The 16,094-nt window shown below is 71.5% G+C and carries 10 protein-coding genes; 3 read left to right on the top strand and 7 right to left on the bottom strand.

Annotated features, from left to right (window positions below; translation table 11 throughout):
- Positions 1-52 precede the first annotated feature (52 nt).
- The 6 genes from ABD299_RS05195 to ABD299_RS05170 form a co-directional block, all read right to left on the bottom strand.
- Positions 53-1,366 (bottom strand): ATP-grasp domain-containing protein, encoded by a 1,314-nt coding sequence (locus ABD299_RS05195; protein ID WP_344259223.1) that lies wholly within the window; start codon positions 1,364-1,366, stop codon positions 53-55.
- A gap of 119 nt (positions 1,367-1,485) precedes the next feature.
- The gene (locus ABD299_RS05190) at positions 1,486-2,106 is read right to left on the bottom strand and encodes a mycothiol-dependent nitroreductase Rv2466c family protein (RefSeq protein WP_344259221.1); all 621 of its coding nucleotides are present in this window, start codon (positions 2,104-2,106) and stop codon (positions 1,486-1,488) included.
- 19 nt (positions 2,107-2,125) lie between these two features.
- Positions 2,126-3,793 (bottom strand): class I adenylate-forming enzyme family protein, encoded by a 1,668-nt coding sequence (locus ABD299_RS05185; RefSeq protein ID WP_344259219.1) that lies wholly within the window; start codon positions 3,791-3,793, stop codon positions 2,126-2,128.
- 71 nt (positions 3,794-3,864) lie between these two features.
- Complete coding sequence (locus tag ABD299_RS05180; RefSeq protein WP_344259217.1) at positions 3,865-4,779, bottom strand: prephenate dehydrogenase/arogenate dehydrogenase family protein; 915 nt, start codon at positions 4,777-4,779, stop codon at positions 3,865-3,867.
- A 62-nt stretch (positions 4,780-4,841) separates the two neighbouring features.
- The gene (gene pabB, locus ABD299_RS05175) at positions 4,842-6,938 is read right to left on the bottom strand and encodes an aminodeoxychorismate synthase component I (RefSeq protein ID WP_344259215.1); all 2,097 of its coding nucleotides are present in this window, start codon (positions 6,936-6,938) and stop codon (positions 4,842-4,844) included.
- Complete coding sequence (locus ABD299_RS05170; protein ID WP_344259213.1) at positions 6,935-7,264, bottom strand: chorismate mutase; 330 nt, start codon at positions 7,262-7,264, stop codon at positions 6,935-6,937. Before ABD299_RS05170 ends, pabB begins: the two co-directional genes overlap by 4 nt.
- A 288-nt stretch (positions 7,265-7,552) precedes the next feature.
- On the opposite strand from ABD299_RS05170, the gene ABD299_RS05165 reads away from it, so the two are divergent.
- Entirely contained in the window at positions 7,553-7,720 is a 168-nt protein-coding gene (locus ABD299_RS05165) for a hypothetical protein (RefSeq protein ID WP_344259211.1), read from the top strand.
- A gap of 10 nt (positions 7,721-7,730) precedes the next feature.
- Here ABD299_RS05165 and ABD299_RS05160 read toward each other — a convergent pair whose 3' ends face one another.
- Complete coding sequence (locus ABD299_RS05160; RefSeq protein ID WP_344259209.1) at positions 7,731-10,784, bottom strand: AfsR/SARP family transcriptional regulator; 3,054 nt, start codon at positions 10,782-10,784, stop codon at positions 7,731-7,733.
- Positions 10,785-11,110: 326 nt separating this feature from the next.
- Here ABD299_RS05160 and ABD299_RS05155 point away from each other — a divergent pair, with 326 nt between their 5' ends.
- Positions 11,111-12,097, top strand: a complete 987-nt coding sequence (locus ABD299_RS05155; RefSeq protein WP_344259207.1) for a hypothetical protein — start codon at positions 11,111-11,113, stop codon at positions 12,095-12,097.
- A gap of 11 nt (positions 12,098-12,108) precedes the next feature.
- Positions 12,109-16,002: an amino acid adenylation domain-containing protein gene (locus ABD299_RS05150; RefSeq protein ID WP_344259205.1), complete on the top strand. Its 3,894-nt coding sequence runs from the start codon at positions 12,109-12,111 to the stop codon at positions 16,000-16,002.
- Positions 16,003-16,094: the final 92 nt, after the last annotated feature.

Genomic DNA, 16,094 nt, shown 5'->3' with positions numbered 1-16,094 from the left:
ACTCGGGCAAGAACGGTGGTTCGGCACAGGCGGGTGCGGGTGCCTGGCGGGCTCAGCCGGGGTCGGTGTGGATGGTCACTGCCCGCCGCACCCGCTGCTCCAGCCGGTCCAGCGTCTGCGGATCCGGAGCGTCGAGGAAGACCGATAGAGCGCGGTCCTCGGAGCTGCGCGGCACGTCCAGCCGGTCCCCCCGGTTCTTGTGCACCAGCACGGCCCGCACCGTGGCCGGATCGTCCGGACGGCCGGGGGCGATACGCGGCCACAGGCCTCCGGGGCCGACCCACTCCGCGGTGAGGCCCGGGAGTTCGGCCGAGATCTCCACCTCGCGGAGAATACCCGGTGTGTGTTCCAGGTAGATCTGCCGGGCGTAACGGGAGCACGCGGGGTAGCCGGCGGTCTCGCCGAGCGCGACCCGGATGATCTCCGGTTCCAGTGGTGCGCCGGTGGCCAGGTGGTAGAGCACGCACAGTCCGTCTCCCGGCGGGCGGGCCGCGACCTCCATCAGAACCGGCCGGCCCGTGGCGTCGATTCGCCATTCCGCGTGGCTGATGCCGTGCTCGAAGTCCAGCTCCTCGAGTACCCGCCGGGTGGCGTCCAGCAGGATGGCGTCCGCCCCGGAGGGGGGTGCGGGTACGGAGTGCGCCAGCTCGACGAAGCTCCGGCCGCCGGATGCCGCCTCGGTGGTCTCCTTGCGGGTGACGGACGAGAAGAGGATCTTGCCTTTCTGGACCAGGCTCTCCACCGAGTACTCCTGGCCGATGACCCGCTCCTCCACCAGTACGGTCTCGGACGCGGGATACCCGGCGAGGTGCTGCCGCAGGTCCTCCGGGCCGTCCACTGAGACCACGCCCGAACTGGAGTGCCGCCCGCACGGTTTGACGATGGCGGGATAGGGCACCGCGGTACCCGGTGGGAGGGTGTGCGAGCCGGACGGCAGCGCCAGCGACCGGGGGGCGAACTCCGGGAGATACCAGCGCTGCAGCAGCTTGCTGCGGCAGGTCCGGCTCGCCCGGAGGCCCGGCGAGGGCAGGCCGAGGGCGTCGGCGAGCAGGCCGGCAGGCTCGACCTGGGTCTCACCGGCGGCGAGGACGCCGGTGATCCGGTACCGCCCGCGCCAGGCGCGGGCGGCGTTCACCGCCTCGGTGAGAAAGGCGTCCTCCGTCCCGGACCCGGCGCCGACGAAGGCGAAGTCCTCGATGCCGGAAGCGGGGTGTTCCCGGTTCCGGGCGGCCCGGCGGGCCTGCTCCGCCGGAGACGGTGTGATGAGCAGAATCTTCAGGTCGCGGGCGTGCAGTTCCTCGAAGTAGGCGGGGGCACGGCAGACGGCCAGGAAGGACCCCGCCAGCACGAAGGCTTCCGGGTTCACGGTTTCTCCGTTTCCTTGTCGGTCCGGCGGCCTCGGCGGCCGGCGGGTCTCGGGGGCGGGTGGACCGGCCCGGGGCTGGCGGACGGCCCGCCCCGGGCCGTCCGCCAGCCCCGGCGGCGTCAGTCGTACCGGAGCTTTCCGGTACGAGTGCGCTTGAGCTCGAAGAAGTCGGGACAGGCGGCGAGCGTCCGTGCGCTGTCGAAGAGCCGGACTGCCTCCTCGCCCCGCGGGATCGAGGTGAACACCGGGCCGAAGAAGGCCACCCCGTCGATGTGCAGGGTGGGCGTGCCCACGTCTTCCCCGACCGGATCCATGCCCTCGTGGTGGCTGTGACGCAGGGCCTCGTCGTACCGGTCGCTGTCCGCTGCCGCCAGCAGGTCCTGCGGCAGCCCCTGCTCCTCCAGCGCCAGGCGGGCGACCTCGGGGAAGTCCTTGTTGCCGCCGGGGTGGATGCGGGTGCCCATCGACTCGTAGAGGCCGGCCAGCACCTTGTTGCCGTGAAGCTGTTCGGCGGCAGTGAGCACCCGGGCCAGGGTCAGCGAGGCGTCCACCAGCGTGCGGTACCAGTCGGGCAGTTCCCGGCCTTCGTTGAGTACGTAGAGGCTCATCAGCCGGAACGTCAGGTCCAGTTCGCGATGCTGTGCCACCTCCACCATCCAGCGGGAGGTGATCCAGGCGAAGGGACAGGCGGGGTCGACGTATATGTCGACCTTGGGGGGCGGGGTCGGTGCTGTGAGCATGGTCTGGGGCTCCCGGTCCTCAGAAAGCGGTGGCGACATCGGCGGTACCGCGCTCCAGAACGCGGCCGTCGAGGTCACCGTACGTCTCCCGGAGGTTACGCTTGAGTACCTTCCCGGTCACTCCCACAGGGAAGTCCTCCTCCCGGCGGCACACTTCCAGCATCCCGAGCGGGGGGTGCCCGGCCGCCCGCAGCACCTCGTTGGCACGCGTCAACAGCTTCCGGGGCTCGGTTCGGGACTCGCCGACGGTCACCACCGCCACCGGCAGGGTCTGTGCCCCGCGCCTGCCGGCGATCACCGCGGCGTCCACCACGTCCGCCACCTCGTTGAGGATGACCTCCTCCATCAGCACCGAGTAGCCTACGCCCCCCGCCGTCTGGACGGTGTCGGCGGCGCGGTCCACCAGGTAGTGATCGCCGGCCGCGTCGCGGAACGCCATGTCGCCGGTGAGCCAGTGGCCGAATCGCCGGTAACGGTAGGTGGTGGCGGAGTCGTTCCAGTACCCGGGGGTGACGGCCGGGCCCCGGGCCGCGAGGTAGCCGACCTCGCCGTCGTCCGCCGCGCTGCCGTCCTCGCGCAGCACCGCGACCTCGGCGACGCCGACCGGCTTTCCGGCGCAGCGGTCCTTGCGCTCGGTCTCCAGGGTGTGCACCCGCAGCAGTACGCCCCACCCCAGTTCGGTGGTGCCCAGCCGGTCGAAGAAGGAGGCCGGCGGCAGGTGCGGGCTGCGCCGGGAGAGCACCGAGGTGATGTGCGACTGGTGCACGGCGTCGCCGATGGATATCCAGACGTCGACCGAGTCCAGGGCGCCGTCCGGAAGGTCCAGTGCGGCCAGTTCGGCGTAGCCGTGCGCGAAGGACATGACCGCGGTGGGCCGGTACCGCTGGACGGCGGCGGCCAGTTCGCTGCCGCTGCGGTCCCGCAGCGCGACGATCGGGGTGCCGCCCAGCAGCGCGTACGCGGTGTAGGCGATGCACCCCAGGTGGGACTGCGGCAGCGCGGTCATCATCATCGCGCCCGGCATCTCCTTGTGATCCACCAGGCGGAATCGGGGACCGGCCACGATCGTGGAGTGGGTGTGCACGGTCGGCTTGGGACGGCCGGTGGTGCCGGAGGAGTGCAGAAGCGCGACCGGGGTCTCGGGGTCGTGCCGGAACCGGTCCGCGTCGGCCAGCGAGGCGGCAGGCGGGGCCGGCAGTTCCTCGGCCGTCACGGTCCAGAAGGAGCCGGCCGGGCCGCCGTCCACCGTGATGACGGCCTGCCGCTCCCGGTCGGTGTAGAGGCCGGCCGGGCCGGTCTGCTCGATCAGTGAGGTCGCGATCTCCCTGGAGGCGTGCGAGTTGATCAGAACAGCGATCGCGCCGATCTGCGCCAGGGAGTAGAAGTGCAGCGAGTACGCGATGGAGTCCTCCAGCCACACCGCGACCCGGTCTCCCGGCCGCACCCCCCGGGACAGATACCAGGCGGACCAGCTCTGTGCCAGCCGGTCGAACTGGGCGAGGCTGAAATCGTGCTGCAACTCGCCGTCGGTGTTGGCCAGGGGGCGGTGCGAGTGGATGAAGGGCGTGTGCGGGTCCGGACTGCCGGCCATCGCGACCTGCAGCAGATTGCCGCCCCCCAGGGTGGGATGCCCGGCAAGGGCCTCACGGTCGGCAGGGGGCAGAACGGTAGGGGCGGAAAGCGCCATGATGGAAGACCTTTCTCTGTTTGTCGGGCCGGAACACGCCGGGGAGTCCGGGGGAGGTCCGGCAGGGTCTGTCAGGTTGTTCCGGGAAGCGGGGCAGGCGTGGCCGGGGCGGGCCCACCGGTGGGAGCAAGCCTTTCGAACAGTGCCGCGCAGACCGCCCGGTGGCCGTCGAGGTCCGGGCCGAAGCGCTCGGCGAGCCGGGTGAGCAGGGCGTCGAAGCCTGCCCGGTCCTCGTTCCTGACCAGCGAGCCGAGCCCTGCGGCGGCGTCGGCAAGGGCGGTCCGGGCCGCCTCGGCGCCGGGGTTGCCGGCCTGGACGTCCCAGTACACCTCCGGGGTGCCGGAGACGATCCGGGCCAGTAGCGCCAGCAGTGCCGTGTGCGGCGGCGGGGCCACTGCGGCGAGTTCGGCGAGGTCGGTGTCCAGGGCCTGGAGCGCCAGCCCGAAGGAGAGCACCGCGGCGTGCGTCAGTGCCTGGGAGGCGGCCGTGATCCGGTCGTGCCGCTCGGCAGTGAGCGGCACGACCCGGGCGCCCCAGCTGCTCACCAGCCGCAGCAGTTCCCGGGCCCGTTCTCCGTCGCGGCCGACCACGGCGGCGACCGGGCGGCCCGGAAAACCGAGCGCGGGGGCGAACATCGGGTTGAGCCCGACCGTCTGTACCTCGGGGCCGAGCACCGCCTGCGCGTCCGCCATCGGCCGCTTGACGGAAAGCGTGTCGGCCAGCAGGACGCCGGGCCGCAGCACGCCGGCCAGTGCCGGCAGGGCCCTGACCGCGACCGGTTCCGGCACCGCGAGCAGTACCAGGTCGGCGGTGGCCAGTTCGGAGATCTCCCGCGGGCCGGGGCCGGTGATGTCGCCGCGCAGGGGGCGGCAGCCGTCCGGCAGCCCGGTCGCCGGCGCGGGGTCGATGGTGCAGACCTCGGCACCCGACTCCCGGAGCCGGGCGGAGAACAGCCGGCCCACCGCCCCGGAGCCGCCGGCGATCACACACCGCCGGATCGTGCCCGAGCCGCGGGCCACTGACCCGGGGCGTGCCCCGCAGTCCGGTGTCATGCCAGGGCCCTGGTCGGTTCGAGTGCGGTGGCCAGCACGGCGGCGATCATGACCCGGGACTTGACGTCGGTCTCCTCGAACTCCTCCGCGGGGTCGGACTGCGCCACGATCGCGCCGCCCACTCCGAAGGTGACCTGTTCCTCGTCCGCCACCAGAGTGCGGATCACGATGCTCAGGTCCGCCGCCCCGGAGAGCGAGAACCAGCCCAGTCCCCCGGAGTAGACACCGCGCGGTGCTCCCTCCAACCGGTCGATGATCTCCATCGTGCGCCGCTTGGGCGCACCGGTCATCGACCCACCGGGGAACGCGGCGCGCACGCAGGAGACCGCCGACTCGCCCTCGCGCAGGCTGCCTCGGATGGTGGAGACCAACTGGTGGACGGGGGCATAGGTCTCCACGTCGAACAACCTGGGCACATGGACGGAGCCGATCTCGGACACCGTGTTGAGGTCGTTGCGGATCAGGTCCACGATCATGAGGTTCTCGGCGCGGTCCTTCTCACGCGTCAGCAGGTCCTGCCGCAGTGCTTCGTCCTCCTGCGCGGTGGCGCCGCGCGGGCGGGTCCCCTTGATCGGCTTGGACTCGGCGCTCCGGTCGGTGCCCACGGTCAGGAAACGCTCCGGCGAGGCGCTGAGCACCGCGATGCCGGGAAAGTCCAGCAGGGCACCGTACGGCACCGGGCTGATGCGCCGCAGTACGGCGTAGGTGCTCAGCGGGTCGACGGCGGCGGGCAGGGTGACCTCGTTGGTGAGGCAGATCTCGTAGGACTCGCCCTGCCGGATCTCCTCCAGGCAGTCGGCGATCCGGTCCAGGTAGGCGGATTCGTCATGCCGGAGCCGGGCGATACCGGCCGCGGTCGGTCCGGTCATGCCCTCGCCGGAGAAGACCGGGCTCTCCCGGCCGGCCGTACCGGCGGCCGGCCGGGGCAGAGCCAGCAGGCGCCGGGCGGTGGTGTCCAGCCAGTTCTCGGCACCGACCGGGTCGCCGGCGGTGGTGAGGGCCAGCAGGTAGCAGACCTCCTCGGCGTGATCCAGGACGAGCATCCGGTCCAGGAACAGCATGGCCGCGTCCGGGTGCCGGGAGCGGTAGGCGGAGCTGCCACCGGTCTCGGCCTTCAGCTCGTAGCCGAGGTAGCCGGCGTAACCGAGGTTGAACTCGAAGGGCAGTCCGCCGGGCACCGCAACGGCTCGGGCTTCGAGTTGCTGGTCGAGGTAGTCGAAGAAGCCCTGGCGGATGTGCTCGACGCCGCCGCGCCGGTGCACGGTCACGGTCCGCTCGTCCGTGCGGTAGGTCAGGTACTCCGCCAGCGGACCGGTGCCGTCGCCCAGGTAGGAGAAGCGGGACAGACCGTCGATGACGCTGCTGCTGTCCAGCCAGAAGCTGTGGTCCCCGCCGGCGAAGAGTTCCCGGTAGGCGGCCTCCGCGTCCGGCAGGCCGGGCACGGTCCGGACGCGGACCTGGAAGCCGTTGCCGGTGTCGTCGGCGGCGGGCCGCTCGGCGCCGCCGGCGGGGGCAGCCCGGTGTGCGAGTGCCAGATCCCGGAAGTTCGCCAGAAGTTCACGGCCGTGCTGGGAACTGATGGACTCGGGGTGGAACTGCACACCCCACAACGGACGGGTGCGGTGCCGCACCCCCATGATCAGACCGTCCTCGGTCCAGGCGGTGGCCTCCAGCTCGTCGGGCAGGCCGGTGGCCATCAGCGAGTGGTAACGGACCACCTCCATCGGTGAGGGCAACCCGGCGAACAGCCCGGCACCGGTGTGCCGGATCGGTGATACGCGGCCGTGCATGGGCTCGGGGGCCAGGACGATCTCGCCGCCCAGCAGGTGGCACAGGCTCTGGTGGCCGAGGCACACACCCAGTACGGGCAGCCCGCTCTCGGCGATGACGCGTGCGCCGATACCGATGTCACGCGGGCGCTCGGGCCGGCCGGGGCCGGGGGAGACGACCACCGCGTCGAAGTCCTCGAGACGCAGCCCGTCCCACCCGGTGTCATTGCGCACCACCACAGGGGCCTGGCCGGTGACCTCTCCGAGCAGCTGATAGAGGTTGTAGGTGAACGAGTCGTAGTTGTCGACGAGCAGGGTTCTCACGGTGTGCTCCCGGCGATCACGTCGTCTTCCAGGCGGCAGGTCTCGGCGATGATGAGCTGGTACAAGCCGGACATGAACTCCCGGCTGAGTCCGTGCTCATCGGCGAAGGCTGCGGCCCGCCGCTGGACCGTGTCGATGCGGTGCGGCTGCATCATGGGGATGCCTTCCGCCCGCTTGACCCGGCCGATCTCCACGCAGCACTCGATGCGTGCCCGCAGCCGGTCGAGCAGTTGTGCGTCGATCGCGTCGAGCCGGTTCCGCAGGTCTTCGATGCCGTGCTCGGCGGCCGGCTCCCCGGAGTGGGGCCACAGGATCTTCTCGGGCATGGTCGGGTTCCTCCCTCAACAACCACCAGTCGTGGCCGCGGCTCCTGGGCCCGCGGTCGATGGGGCAACCCTCCCGGGGGGCGGAGCGCGCAACAAGCGGCTCGATGGCTCCGGTCTGCGCCCTGCAGGGACCGGAAGGAGGCGCCGGAACGGGGGCAGGCCCGCAGAGCTTCCCGGGCGGGTCGGGCGAACGGGACGGGCGCGGGACTGGGGGAGTAACCGCACGGGAAGGAGCTGCCACAGGATCAGGGTGTTCCCAGCGAGAACCCCCGAGACACTGGAGCCAAGATGCGCACACTGCCGGGCAAGGCGGCAATCCTGACGGTCATCTCCGCCGCGGCCACGCTGGCGCTGAGCACCTCCGTAGCCCTGACCGACCCGTTCGGCCACCGGTCCGGGGCGGAGGTCAGCGTCCAGGCCGAGGACAACCGGCCCCGGGTGGACCCGGGGCCGTGACCTCCTCCCGTCAGAAGATGCAGGAACGGTCCGTGGTGATGTTCATCTCCGCGGCGAGTGCGTCGGCCTCCGCCAGATGGGCGGCGGCCTCCGCGAAGCTCCCGCTTCCCGCGGCAGCGGCGGCCATGCCGTCCAGCGAGCGGAGCATTTCGTACCGGTGCATGACTCTGGCGGACACCGCGTACGCCTCCTTGTGGTGACGCAGCGCCTCGGCGTGGTTCCCGCGTGCGTCGGCGACCCGGCCGGCGGCGTTCCGGACCCGTGCCCGGTGCACCGGGGAACTGTTCGCCTCGGCCAGCCGCAGCGCCCGCTCCGCGTAGCCCGCGGCCCTGTCCAGCCCGCCCAGGCGCACCCATACGTCCGCCAGGTGGGCGAGGACCACCACGGTGTTCGCGGGCCGGCGCAGCATCTCGCACAGATCCTGCGCCTTCTCCAGGCACTCCAGCGCACGCTCGGGCCTGCCCAGTCCGAGGTGCGCTGCGGAGAGATTGGCCAGGGCGTCGATCTTGTCATTCGTCTCGCCGATGCGTTCTTGCACCGCGAGGGCCTCGGCAGCCGCCTCGGCGGACTTCTCGAACCGGCCCAGCCGGCCCAGGACACTGCTGATGTTGCTCAGGGCGAGGGCTTCCTCCGCGGGCGCTCCGAGTTCCCGGTGGGTCCTGACCGCTTCGGTGAGGCTGTCCAGTGCCTCCTCCAGCCGGCCCAGGCTGTTGTAGAAGGTGCCGAGTTGGCTGAGGCAGTAGGCCACGCCCTCCCGGTCCTCGATGCCGGCCGCGATCTCCCGGGCCTCCTTGAGCACCGTTGTCCCGTCGAAGAAGTTGCCGAGCTTCCAGTGCAGGTTGGCCAGATTGGTGAGAACGAGCACCAGCAGAGCGGGCTCGTTCAGCCGCCGCGCCGAGTCCACCGAGGTCCGGTACGCCTCCAGCAACTCGCCCGGGTAGTTGCGCAGATGAGAGTGGTAGCTCAGGCTTCGCGGCAGGCAGGCGGCGTGCCGGTGGAGCTGACGCTCCCCGGCCAGCCGCACCGCGGCCAGCAGCGACACCCGGTTGGTGTCGAGCCAGGCGAGAGCCTGGTCGGCGGTGGCGAACTCGGTGTGGTAGGCGGTGGTGGCGTCGGGCAGCAGGTGGCTGAGCCGGGGACGCTTGGGAAAGAGCAGATCGCAGGCGTTCTCCGCGGTGGCGATGTAGTAGTTGAGCAGGCGGGTCACGGCCTCGTGGTCATGCTTCTCGGTGTCGGGGCCGCACAGACTGCGTGCGAAGCTGCGCACCAGGTCGTGAAAGGCGTAGCGGCCGCGTTCGGCCGATCCGAGCAGGTGTACATCGAGCAGGGTCTCCAGGATCTCCTCGGTCCGCTCCGGGTCGGTTCCCAGCAGTGCGGCCGCGCTCGCCGGGTCGATGTCGCGTCCTGGGTGCAGCCCGACCAGCCGGAACGAGGACTGCAGATGGAGGTCCAGGGACACCATCGAGAGCCGCAGGGCTGCCGCCACGCTCCGGTCGGCGGACCGCAGTTCGCCGAGCTTCCGGCTCTCGTCCCGCATGCGCCCGGCGAGGAAGGACAGCGACCACTGCGGCCGGTTCTGCAGACGGGCGGCGGCGATCCGCAGAGCCAGCGGCAGGTGACCGCACAATTCGACCAGTTCGGCACCGGGTTCCGGTTCGGCGTCCACTCGTTCGGCGCCCAGGGCGTCGCGCAGAAACGCCACACTGGCCTCCGGTGGAAGCACTCCCAGGGACAGCCAGCGGGCTCCGTCCAGATCGACCAGCCGGGCCCTGCTGGTGAGCAGGGTCAGGTTCTCCGGCCCGCTGGGCAGCAGCGGCCGGGTCTGAGCGACGTCCTGGGCGTTGTCCAGGATCATCAGCATCCGGCGGCAGGCGGTGACGGCCCGCCACAGCGCGGTGCGCGCGCTCAGATCGTCGGGTATCTGTTCGGCGGGCAGCCCCGCCGAGCGCAGCAGGGTCTCCAGGCAGACGCCGGCGGTCAGCGGCTCCTCTCCGGGGGTGTGCCCGCGTAAGTCCACGAACAGGCGGCCGTCCGGGTAGCGCTCGGCCAGCCGGTGGGCCGCGTGCACGGCCAATGCGGTCTTGCCGCTTCCGCCCATGCCGTCGATGGCGACGATGCGGGTTCCCTCGGCGACCGCCCGCGCCAGCTGGCGCATCTCCTGGTCACGGCCGACGAAGTCGGAGAGGTCTCCGGGCAGTGAACTGAACGAGGTGGCGGTGCTGATGGCGACGGGTGCGGGAACGGGGGAAGGGACCGCGGGGACGGCCACTGCGGCCGACGGGCCGATCTCCGGTCGCTGCTGGAGGATCTGTTCGAAGATGCCGCCCAGCCGCGGCCCCGGATCGACGCCCATCTCCTCGGTCAGCAACAGGCGTATCCGCTCGTACTCGGCCAGGGCGTCGGCCTGTCGGCCGGTTCGGTAGAGGGCCAGCATCAACTGGCCGCGCAGCGTTTCGCTGAGCGGGTACTGCTCGGTCAGCTCCTTTATCCGGCCGACGAGTTCATTGGGGAGTTCAGCCGATTCGCCGAGCCGGAGGCAGAGCTCGAAGAACTGCTCGGCGGCGGCGAGCCGCTGTTCCTCCAGCACTGCCGAGACCGCGTCCACCACCTGCCCGCCGTACCCCGCCATGACCGGGCCGCGCCACAGCCGCAGAGCCTCGCCGAAGCGGCTGACCGCCGACTCCGGCTTCCCTTCCGCCACGGCCGCCCGCGCCGCCCGCACCCCGGCTCGGAACTCGGCGTGGTCGAGCTGCTCCTCCTCGACCACGATCCGGTAACCAGGTCCGGTCGTGGTGATCAGCTCACTGCCGCCGGGGATGCGCTGCCGGAGGTCGGCGACGGCCTTGCGGATCTGGTGTGCCGCGCTGTTCGGGGGAGCCTCGTCCCAGGCCGCCGCGACCAGCCGGCTGACGGGGAGCACCGAGCCTGTCTCCAGCAGCAGCATGACGAGAGTCCGCTCCCGCAGTGCGCCGCCCAGACGCAGCTGGCGGCCGTCGGCCCAGCCCTCGAATGGCCCCAGGATGTTGAACCTCAACCGGGTGACCGGTCTGTCGGACGGCGTCATGACCCCCTCGTTCGGCCGAAAGAGCCGGCTCCGCCATCCAGGGAAAACACCGCCTGAAGTCCCGTTCCACCCGGCGGCGCGGCCCCACCCGGACCAGCTCGCAGGCACGGTATCAGCAAGTCAGTGGATTCTGTGTGCGATTGCGGTCAGCTGGTGGAAGGCGTGGGGGGAACGCGCAGGAACGAACGGGAACGGATCGGGAAGCCCCGGCGGCACACTGCGGCCACAGCTCGTCAGCAGTCGTCCTCCTGCGACGCACCCGCCCGCCCCTCCTCGTGAGTCCGCGGCGGGCTGATGCCGTTCCCGCCCGAGAGCGAGGTCTATCGATGAACACCATCAACCATCCGCACAGCATCGCCGTCCTGCCCCGCACACGGACCCCGCATGCACCCCCGCACCCGGAGCGGACCGGACCGGACCGTCCGGCAGCGCCGGCCGCGCCGAACGGCCCATGGAGCGATGTGCTCCTGGAACTCTCCCGCCGGCTCGCCGACCTTGCCTCAGGACTCGACGGCACGCCGTCGGCCGGCGGCCGGCCCTCGGGTCCGGCCGCCCCCGCTGAGGCACCCGGCGTCACCGCACTGCCCGCACCGGCCGATCTGGACGCCGCGCTGCACCAGGCGCTGTCCGGCGCGGGACAGCAGGTGCTGGCGGGACTGCCGGCCGGTCCCCGGGACACCCCCGAGGGCTGGGACGCGCCCCGGGCGGTGCGGGCCCTGGCGGCGCGCGGAATCCCGGTGCACCTCCTGTACCGGCACACCACGCGATTCGACGAGGCCGCCAAGGACTACGCGCGGGCGGTCCAGGAGCGGATCCGTGACGCGGGGGGCGCGGCCTGCCCGGTACGCATCCGCACCCTCCCCGAGTTCTTCGAGGACATGATCGTGGTGGACCGGTCGGTGGTGTTCCTGCCGTTCTCCGGCCCCGGCGAACCCGCCGGACTGGCCGTCACCCACCCGGTGCTGGTCCGTTTCCTCGCCGATCTCTTCGAGCGTGCCTGGGGACGCGCGGACACGCTGCCCTACCGCCCCACGCACGCCGCCGAGGCGGCCCGCGAGGTGATGCCCGCCGTCCGCGGCACCATCCGCAGGCTGCTCACCGAGGGCTGGTCCGACGCTCCCATCGCCCGCCGGGTGGGCGTCAGTACCCGCACCCTCCAGACACACATCGCGGCGATGAAGGAGGAAACCGGCGCCGGCACCCGCGTGCAGCTGGGCTATCTGCTGGGCCTCGCCGCGGCCCGCACCTGCCACCACCCGGACACCGGCCCCGCCGCCCCGGTGCCCGGCGGACCGGCCGCGAGATCACTGTGAGGACACGACAGATGAACCGGCGATCCGCCGAGCCCGGCTCTCTTGCCGGAATGCTGGGAAGAACCGCACGGGAACGTCCGGAGGATCCGGCCGTGGTGCACGGCGAGGTGACCCTGAGCTACCGGCAACTCCAGGAAGGCGCCGCACAGGTGGCGCTGCGCCTGCGGCGCCTCGGGGTCCGCGCGGACGACTGCGTCGGACTGTACGCGGAACCCTCCACCGACCTGATGACGGGTGTGTGGGGCATCCTGCTCTCCGGCGGGGCCTACCTGCCGCTCTCCCCTGAGTATCCCGAGGAACGCATCCGCTACATGACGGAGGACAGCCGCGCGCGGGTCATCGTCTGCCAGGACACCTTCCGCCGGCGGCTCACTTCCCTCGCACCGGCAGGCACCGTGATCCTCAGTCTCACCGACCCCGGCACCGATCCCCCCGCCGGCTGTGTGCTCCCGGCGGGCGAGCCACCACGGCCCCGCCGTGCGATCCACCCGGACGATCTCGCCTACGTGATCTACACCTCGGGCAGCACCGGCCGGCCCAAGGGGGTGATGATCAGTCACCGCGCCGTCGTCCATCAGCTGCGCTGGCTGCACACCGAGCACGGTCTGAACGCGGAAGCCACCGTTGTCCAGAAGACCCCCATCAGCTTCGACGCGGCCCAGTGGGAAATTCTGGCCCCGGCCTGCGGCAGCCGCGTCGTGATGGGCGGTCCCGGTATGTACCGGGACCCCGAACGGCTCATCGACACCATCACCACCCACGACGTCACCTTGCTGCAGTGCGTGCCCACCCTGCTGCGCGCCCTGCTGGACACCGAACGGCTCGGCGCGTGCGCGTCGCTGCGCCGGGTCTTCAGCGGTGGGGAGGTTCTTCCCCGCGATCTCGCGCGGCGCTGCGTCGAGGAGCTGCCCGGGCGAGAGCTGGTCAACCTCTACGGGCCCACTGAGTGCACCATCAACTCCTCCGCCTTCCGCGTCGATCCGGCGGCCCTCGCGGACGAACCGCCGTCCGTCCCGATCGGGAGACCGGTGCCCGGCACCCGGTACGCCATCCTCGACGCGCGTCTGAGGCCCGTGCGCGCGGGTGAGACCGGCGAGCTGTACATCGGAGGTGCCCAGCTCGCCCGGGGATACCTGCACCGTCCGGAGCTGACCGCGGAGCGCTTCCGCCCGGTCGCACTGAGCCCGGACCGGGGTCCGGAGCGGATGTACCGGACCGGTGACCTGGCCTACGGCGGCGCCGACGGTACCGTGCACTTCGTCGGGCGCGCGGACAACCAGGTCAAGCTGCGCGGCTTCCGGGTCGAACCGGACGAGATCGCGCTCGCCATCGAGAACCACGAGTGGGTCACCCGGGCGGCGGTGATCGTCCGGGAGGACCCTCGCAGTGGTTCCCAGCACCTCATCGCCTGCGCCGAACTCAACTCCCGGGAAGCGGCGTTGATGGATCAGGGGGAACACGGTGACCACCACCGGTCCAAGGCCGGCCGGCTCCAGGTGCGGGCGCAGCTGTCGAACCCGGGTGTGCGCACACCGGCAGAGCTCGACGGCAGACCGGTCATCCCTCTTCCCGGCCGCACACCGGACGCCGCGCAGCGCCGCCGGGTCTTCGCCCGCAAGACCTACCGCCTCTACGACGGAGGACCGGTGTCCCGCGCGGACCTGCTGCGACTGCTCGCCGTCCCGCAGCCGGCGCGGGCTCCCCGGCCGCCGCAGCGGCTGACCCTCGGCCGGCTCGGCCGCATCCTGCGCTGGTTCGGCCGTTACACCAGCGAGGAACGGCTGCTCCCCAAGTACTCCTACGCCTCCCCGGGGGCCCTGTACGCCACCCAGATGCTTGTGGAGATCCCGCCTGAGGGACCGCTGCCGGCCGGCTGCTACTACTACCACCCGCTGGACCACACACTGGTGCGCACCGGTGAGCACACCGGAACACCGCACACCGGGCCGCGGATTCACTTCGCCGGGCGGCGCGGCGCGATCGAACCCGTCTACCGTGACAACGTCCGGGAAGTGCTGGAGATCGAGACCGGCCATATGGTCGGTGTGTTCGACGAGATCCTGCGCGACCACGGTCTGGCCATCCGCGAAGTGGGTTGCTTCCCCGAGGTGATGGACGCACTCGGCGCCGCCGGGGACGACTGCTGTCTGGGCACCTTCGAACTGGTCCCGGACCCCGGCCGGCGTCCCGCGGAGCCGGTCGACCTCTACGTCCAGGCCCACCCCGGGAGGATCGAGGGCCTGCCTGCCGGCCAGTACCACTACCACGACGGCCTGCTGGAACGCATATCCGACGACCTCGTCCTGAAGAAGCATGTGGTGGCCATCAACCAGCAGGCGTACACCGAGGCCAGCTTCGGCATCACCGTCGTCAGCCGTCCGCAGCGGCCCTGGCTGGAGTACATCGGCCTCGGCCGGGTTCTGCAGCGCCTCCAGTTCAACGACCTCGGCATCGGTCTGATGTCCAGCGGATACAGCTCGAAGAGCGGCCGTGACCTGCCGGCCGCCCGGCGTATCCGCGAGATCCTCCGCTCCCGCGGCAGGGACGCGCCCGCCTCCTACTTCTTCACCGGAGGCCGGGTCAGCGCGGAGCAGCGGCACAGCGAGGGCATGCGCGAGGACGCCGTCCACATGAGAGGGCCGGCGGAACTGATCAAGGACGACCTGGCCGCCTTCCTGCCCGACTACATGGTGCCGAACAAGGTCGTCATCATGGACCGCATCCCGCTCACGGCCAACGGCAAGACCGATCTGAGGGCGCTTGAGGAGTCGCCCGCGACGGCCCCCGGAACCGGCCTGCGCCCCCACGTCCCACCGCGCACGGTGGCCGAGAACAGGACCGCCGCGGTCTGGTCCGCAGCGCTGCGATACGAACCCGTATCGGTCCGGGACGACTTCTTCGAAGCGGGCGGCAATTCGCTGACCGCCGTCCTGCTGATCAACCGGCTCAACCGGGAATTCGGCAGCTCGCTCCCGGCACAGATCATCTTCGAGTGCCCGACCGTCGCACAGCTCGCCTCCCGCATCGACGAGGTTTCCGGGGCTTCGGGAACATCCGGGGTGCTCGCCGGGATCACCGCCTCCCGGCTGGTGCCGCTGCACCCCGGGGGCACCGGAAGCCCGGTGCACTGCTGGCCCGGCCTCGGCGGTTACCCGATGGGCCTGCGCCCACTGGCCCGGGACGCCGGGCTGGACCGCCCGTTCTACGGAATCCAGGCCCAGGGAATCAATCCCGGGGAGGAGCCCAGCACCTCCGTGCGGGCCATGGCAGCGGCGGACGTGGAGGCCATCCGGGCGGTCCAGCCGTCCGGCCCCTACACCCTGTGGGGCTACTCCTTCGGCGCCCAGGTGGCCTATGAGGCCGCACATCTGATCGAGTGCTCGGGGGAGCGGGTGGAGCAGCTGTTCCTGATCGCCCCGGGTTCTCCGCGTACCGGGAACAGTGCTTCTTGCGGCCGGCGCCGGGCCTCGTACGCCGATCCCGGGTTCCTGGCCATTCTGTTCTCCGTTTTCACCGGGACCATCACCGGACCGCTGCTGGCGGAATGCCTCACCGAGGGCACCGACGAGGCGAGCTTCACGGCGTTCATGAGCGCACGCCTCCCGGGACTCGACGCCGGCCTGGTCACCCGGATCAGTGAAGTCGTGCGGCGCATGTACGAGTTCACCTACACCCCGGACGAACTGGCCGAGCGGCGGGTACAGGCGCCCGTCACCGTGTTCACTGCGAACGGCGACACCCGTTCCTTCCTGGAGGACCACGGACGCTACGGCGTGCCCCCGGACGTGATCCGCCTGCGGGGCGGCCACTACGACATCCTGCGCTTGCCCGGCCTGACCGAGCTGGCCCGGGCTCTGGGCGCCGGCCGGACGCCGGACACCCGCCTGCGGAGCCCCGCGGTCTGACCGCGGGAGACCGGCCGCGGCTGTCCGGCCGTCGCGGGCAGCGGCAGCCGGACAGCCGGCCGGCGCGGTGTGCCGGCGTGGTCATGTCCGGC

This window comes from Streptomyces sodiiphilus (assembly GCF_039529215.1).
Lineage (GTDB): Bacteria > Actinomycetota > Actinomycetes > Streptomycetales > Streptomycetaceae > Streptomyces > Streptomyces sodiiphilus.
This window is presented reverse-complemented; position numbering and strand designations above follow the sequence as displayed.

Excerpts from the sequence above, each read along its gene's own strand:
- ABD299_RS05190 (WP_344259221.1), bottom strand. The coding sequence starts at position 2,106 with ATGCTCACAGCACCGACCCCGCCCCCCAAGGTCGACATATACGTCGAC.
- ABD299_RS05185 (WP_344259219.1), bottom strand. The coding sequence starts at position 3,793 with ATGGCGCTTTCCGCCCCTACCGTTCTGCCCCCTGCCGACCGTGAGGCC.
- ABD299_RS05170 (WP_344259213.1), bottom strand. The coding sequence starts at position 7,264 with ATGCCCGAGAAGATCCTGTGGCCCCACTCCGGGGAGCCGGCCGCCGAG.
- ABD299_RS05165 (WP_344259211.1), top strand. The coding sequence starts at position 7,553 with ATGCGCACACTGCCGGGCAAGGCGGCAATCCTGACGGTCATCTCCGCC.
- ABD299_RS05160 (WP_344259209.1), bottom strand. The coding sequence starts at position 10,784 with ATGACGCCGTCCGACAGACCGGTCACCCGGTTGAGGTTCAACATCCTG.
- ABD299_RS05155 (WP_344259207.1), top strand. The coding sequence starts at position 11,111 with ATGAACACCATCAACCATCCGCACAGCATCGCCGTCCTGCCCCGCACA.
- ABD299_RS05150 (WP_344259205.1), top strand. The coding sequence starts at position 12,109 with ATGAACCGGCGATCCGCCGAGCCCGGCTCTCTTGCCGGAATGCTGGGA.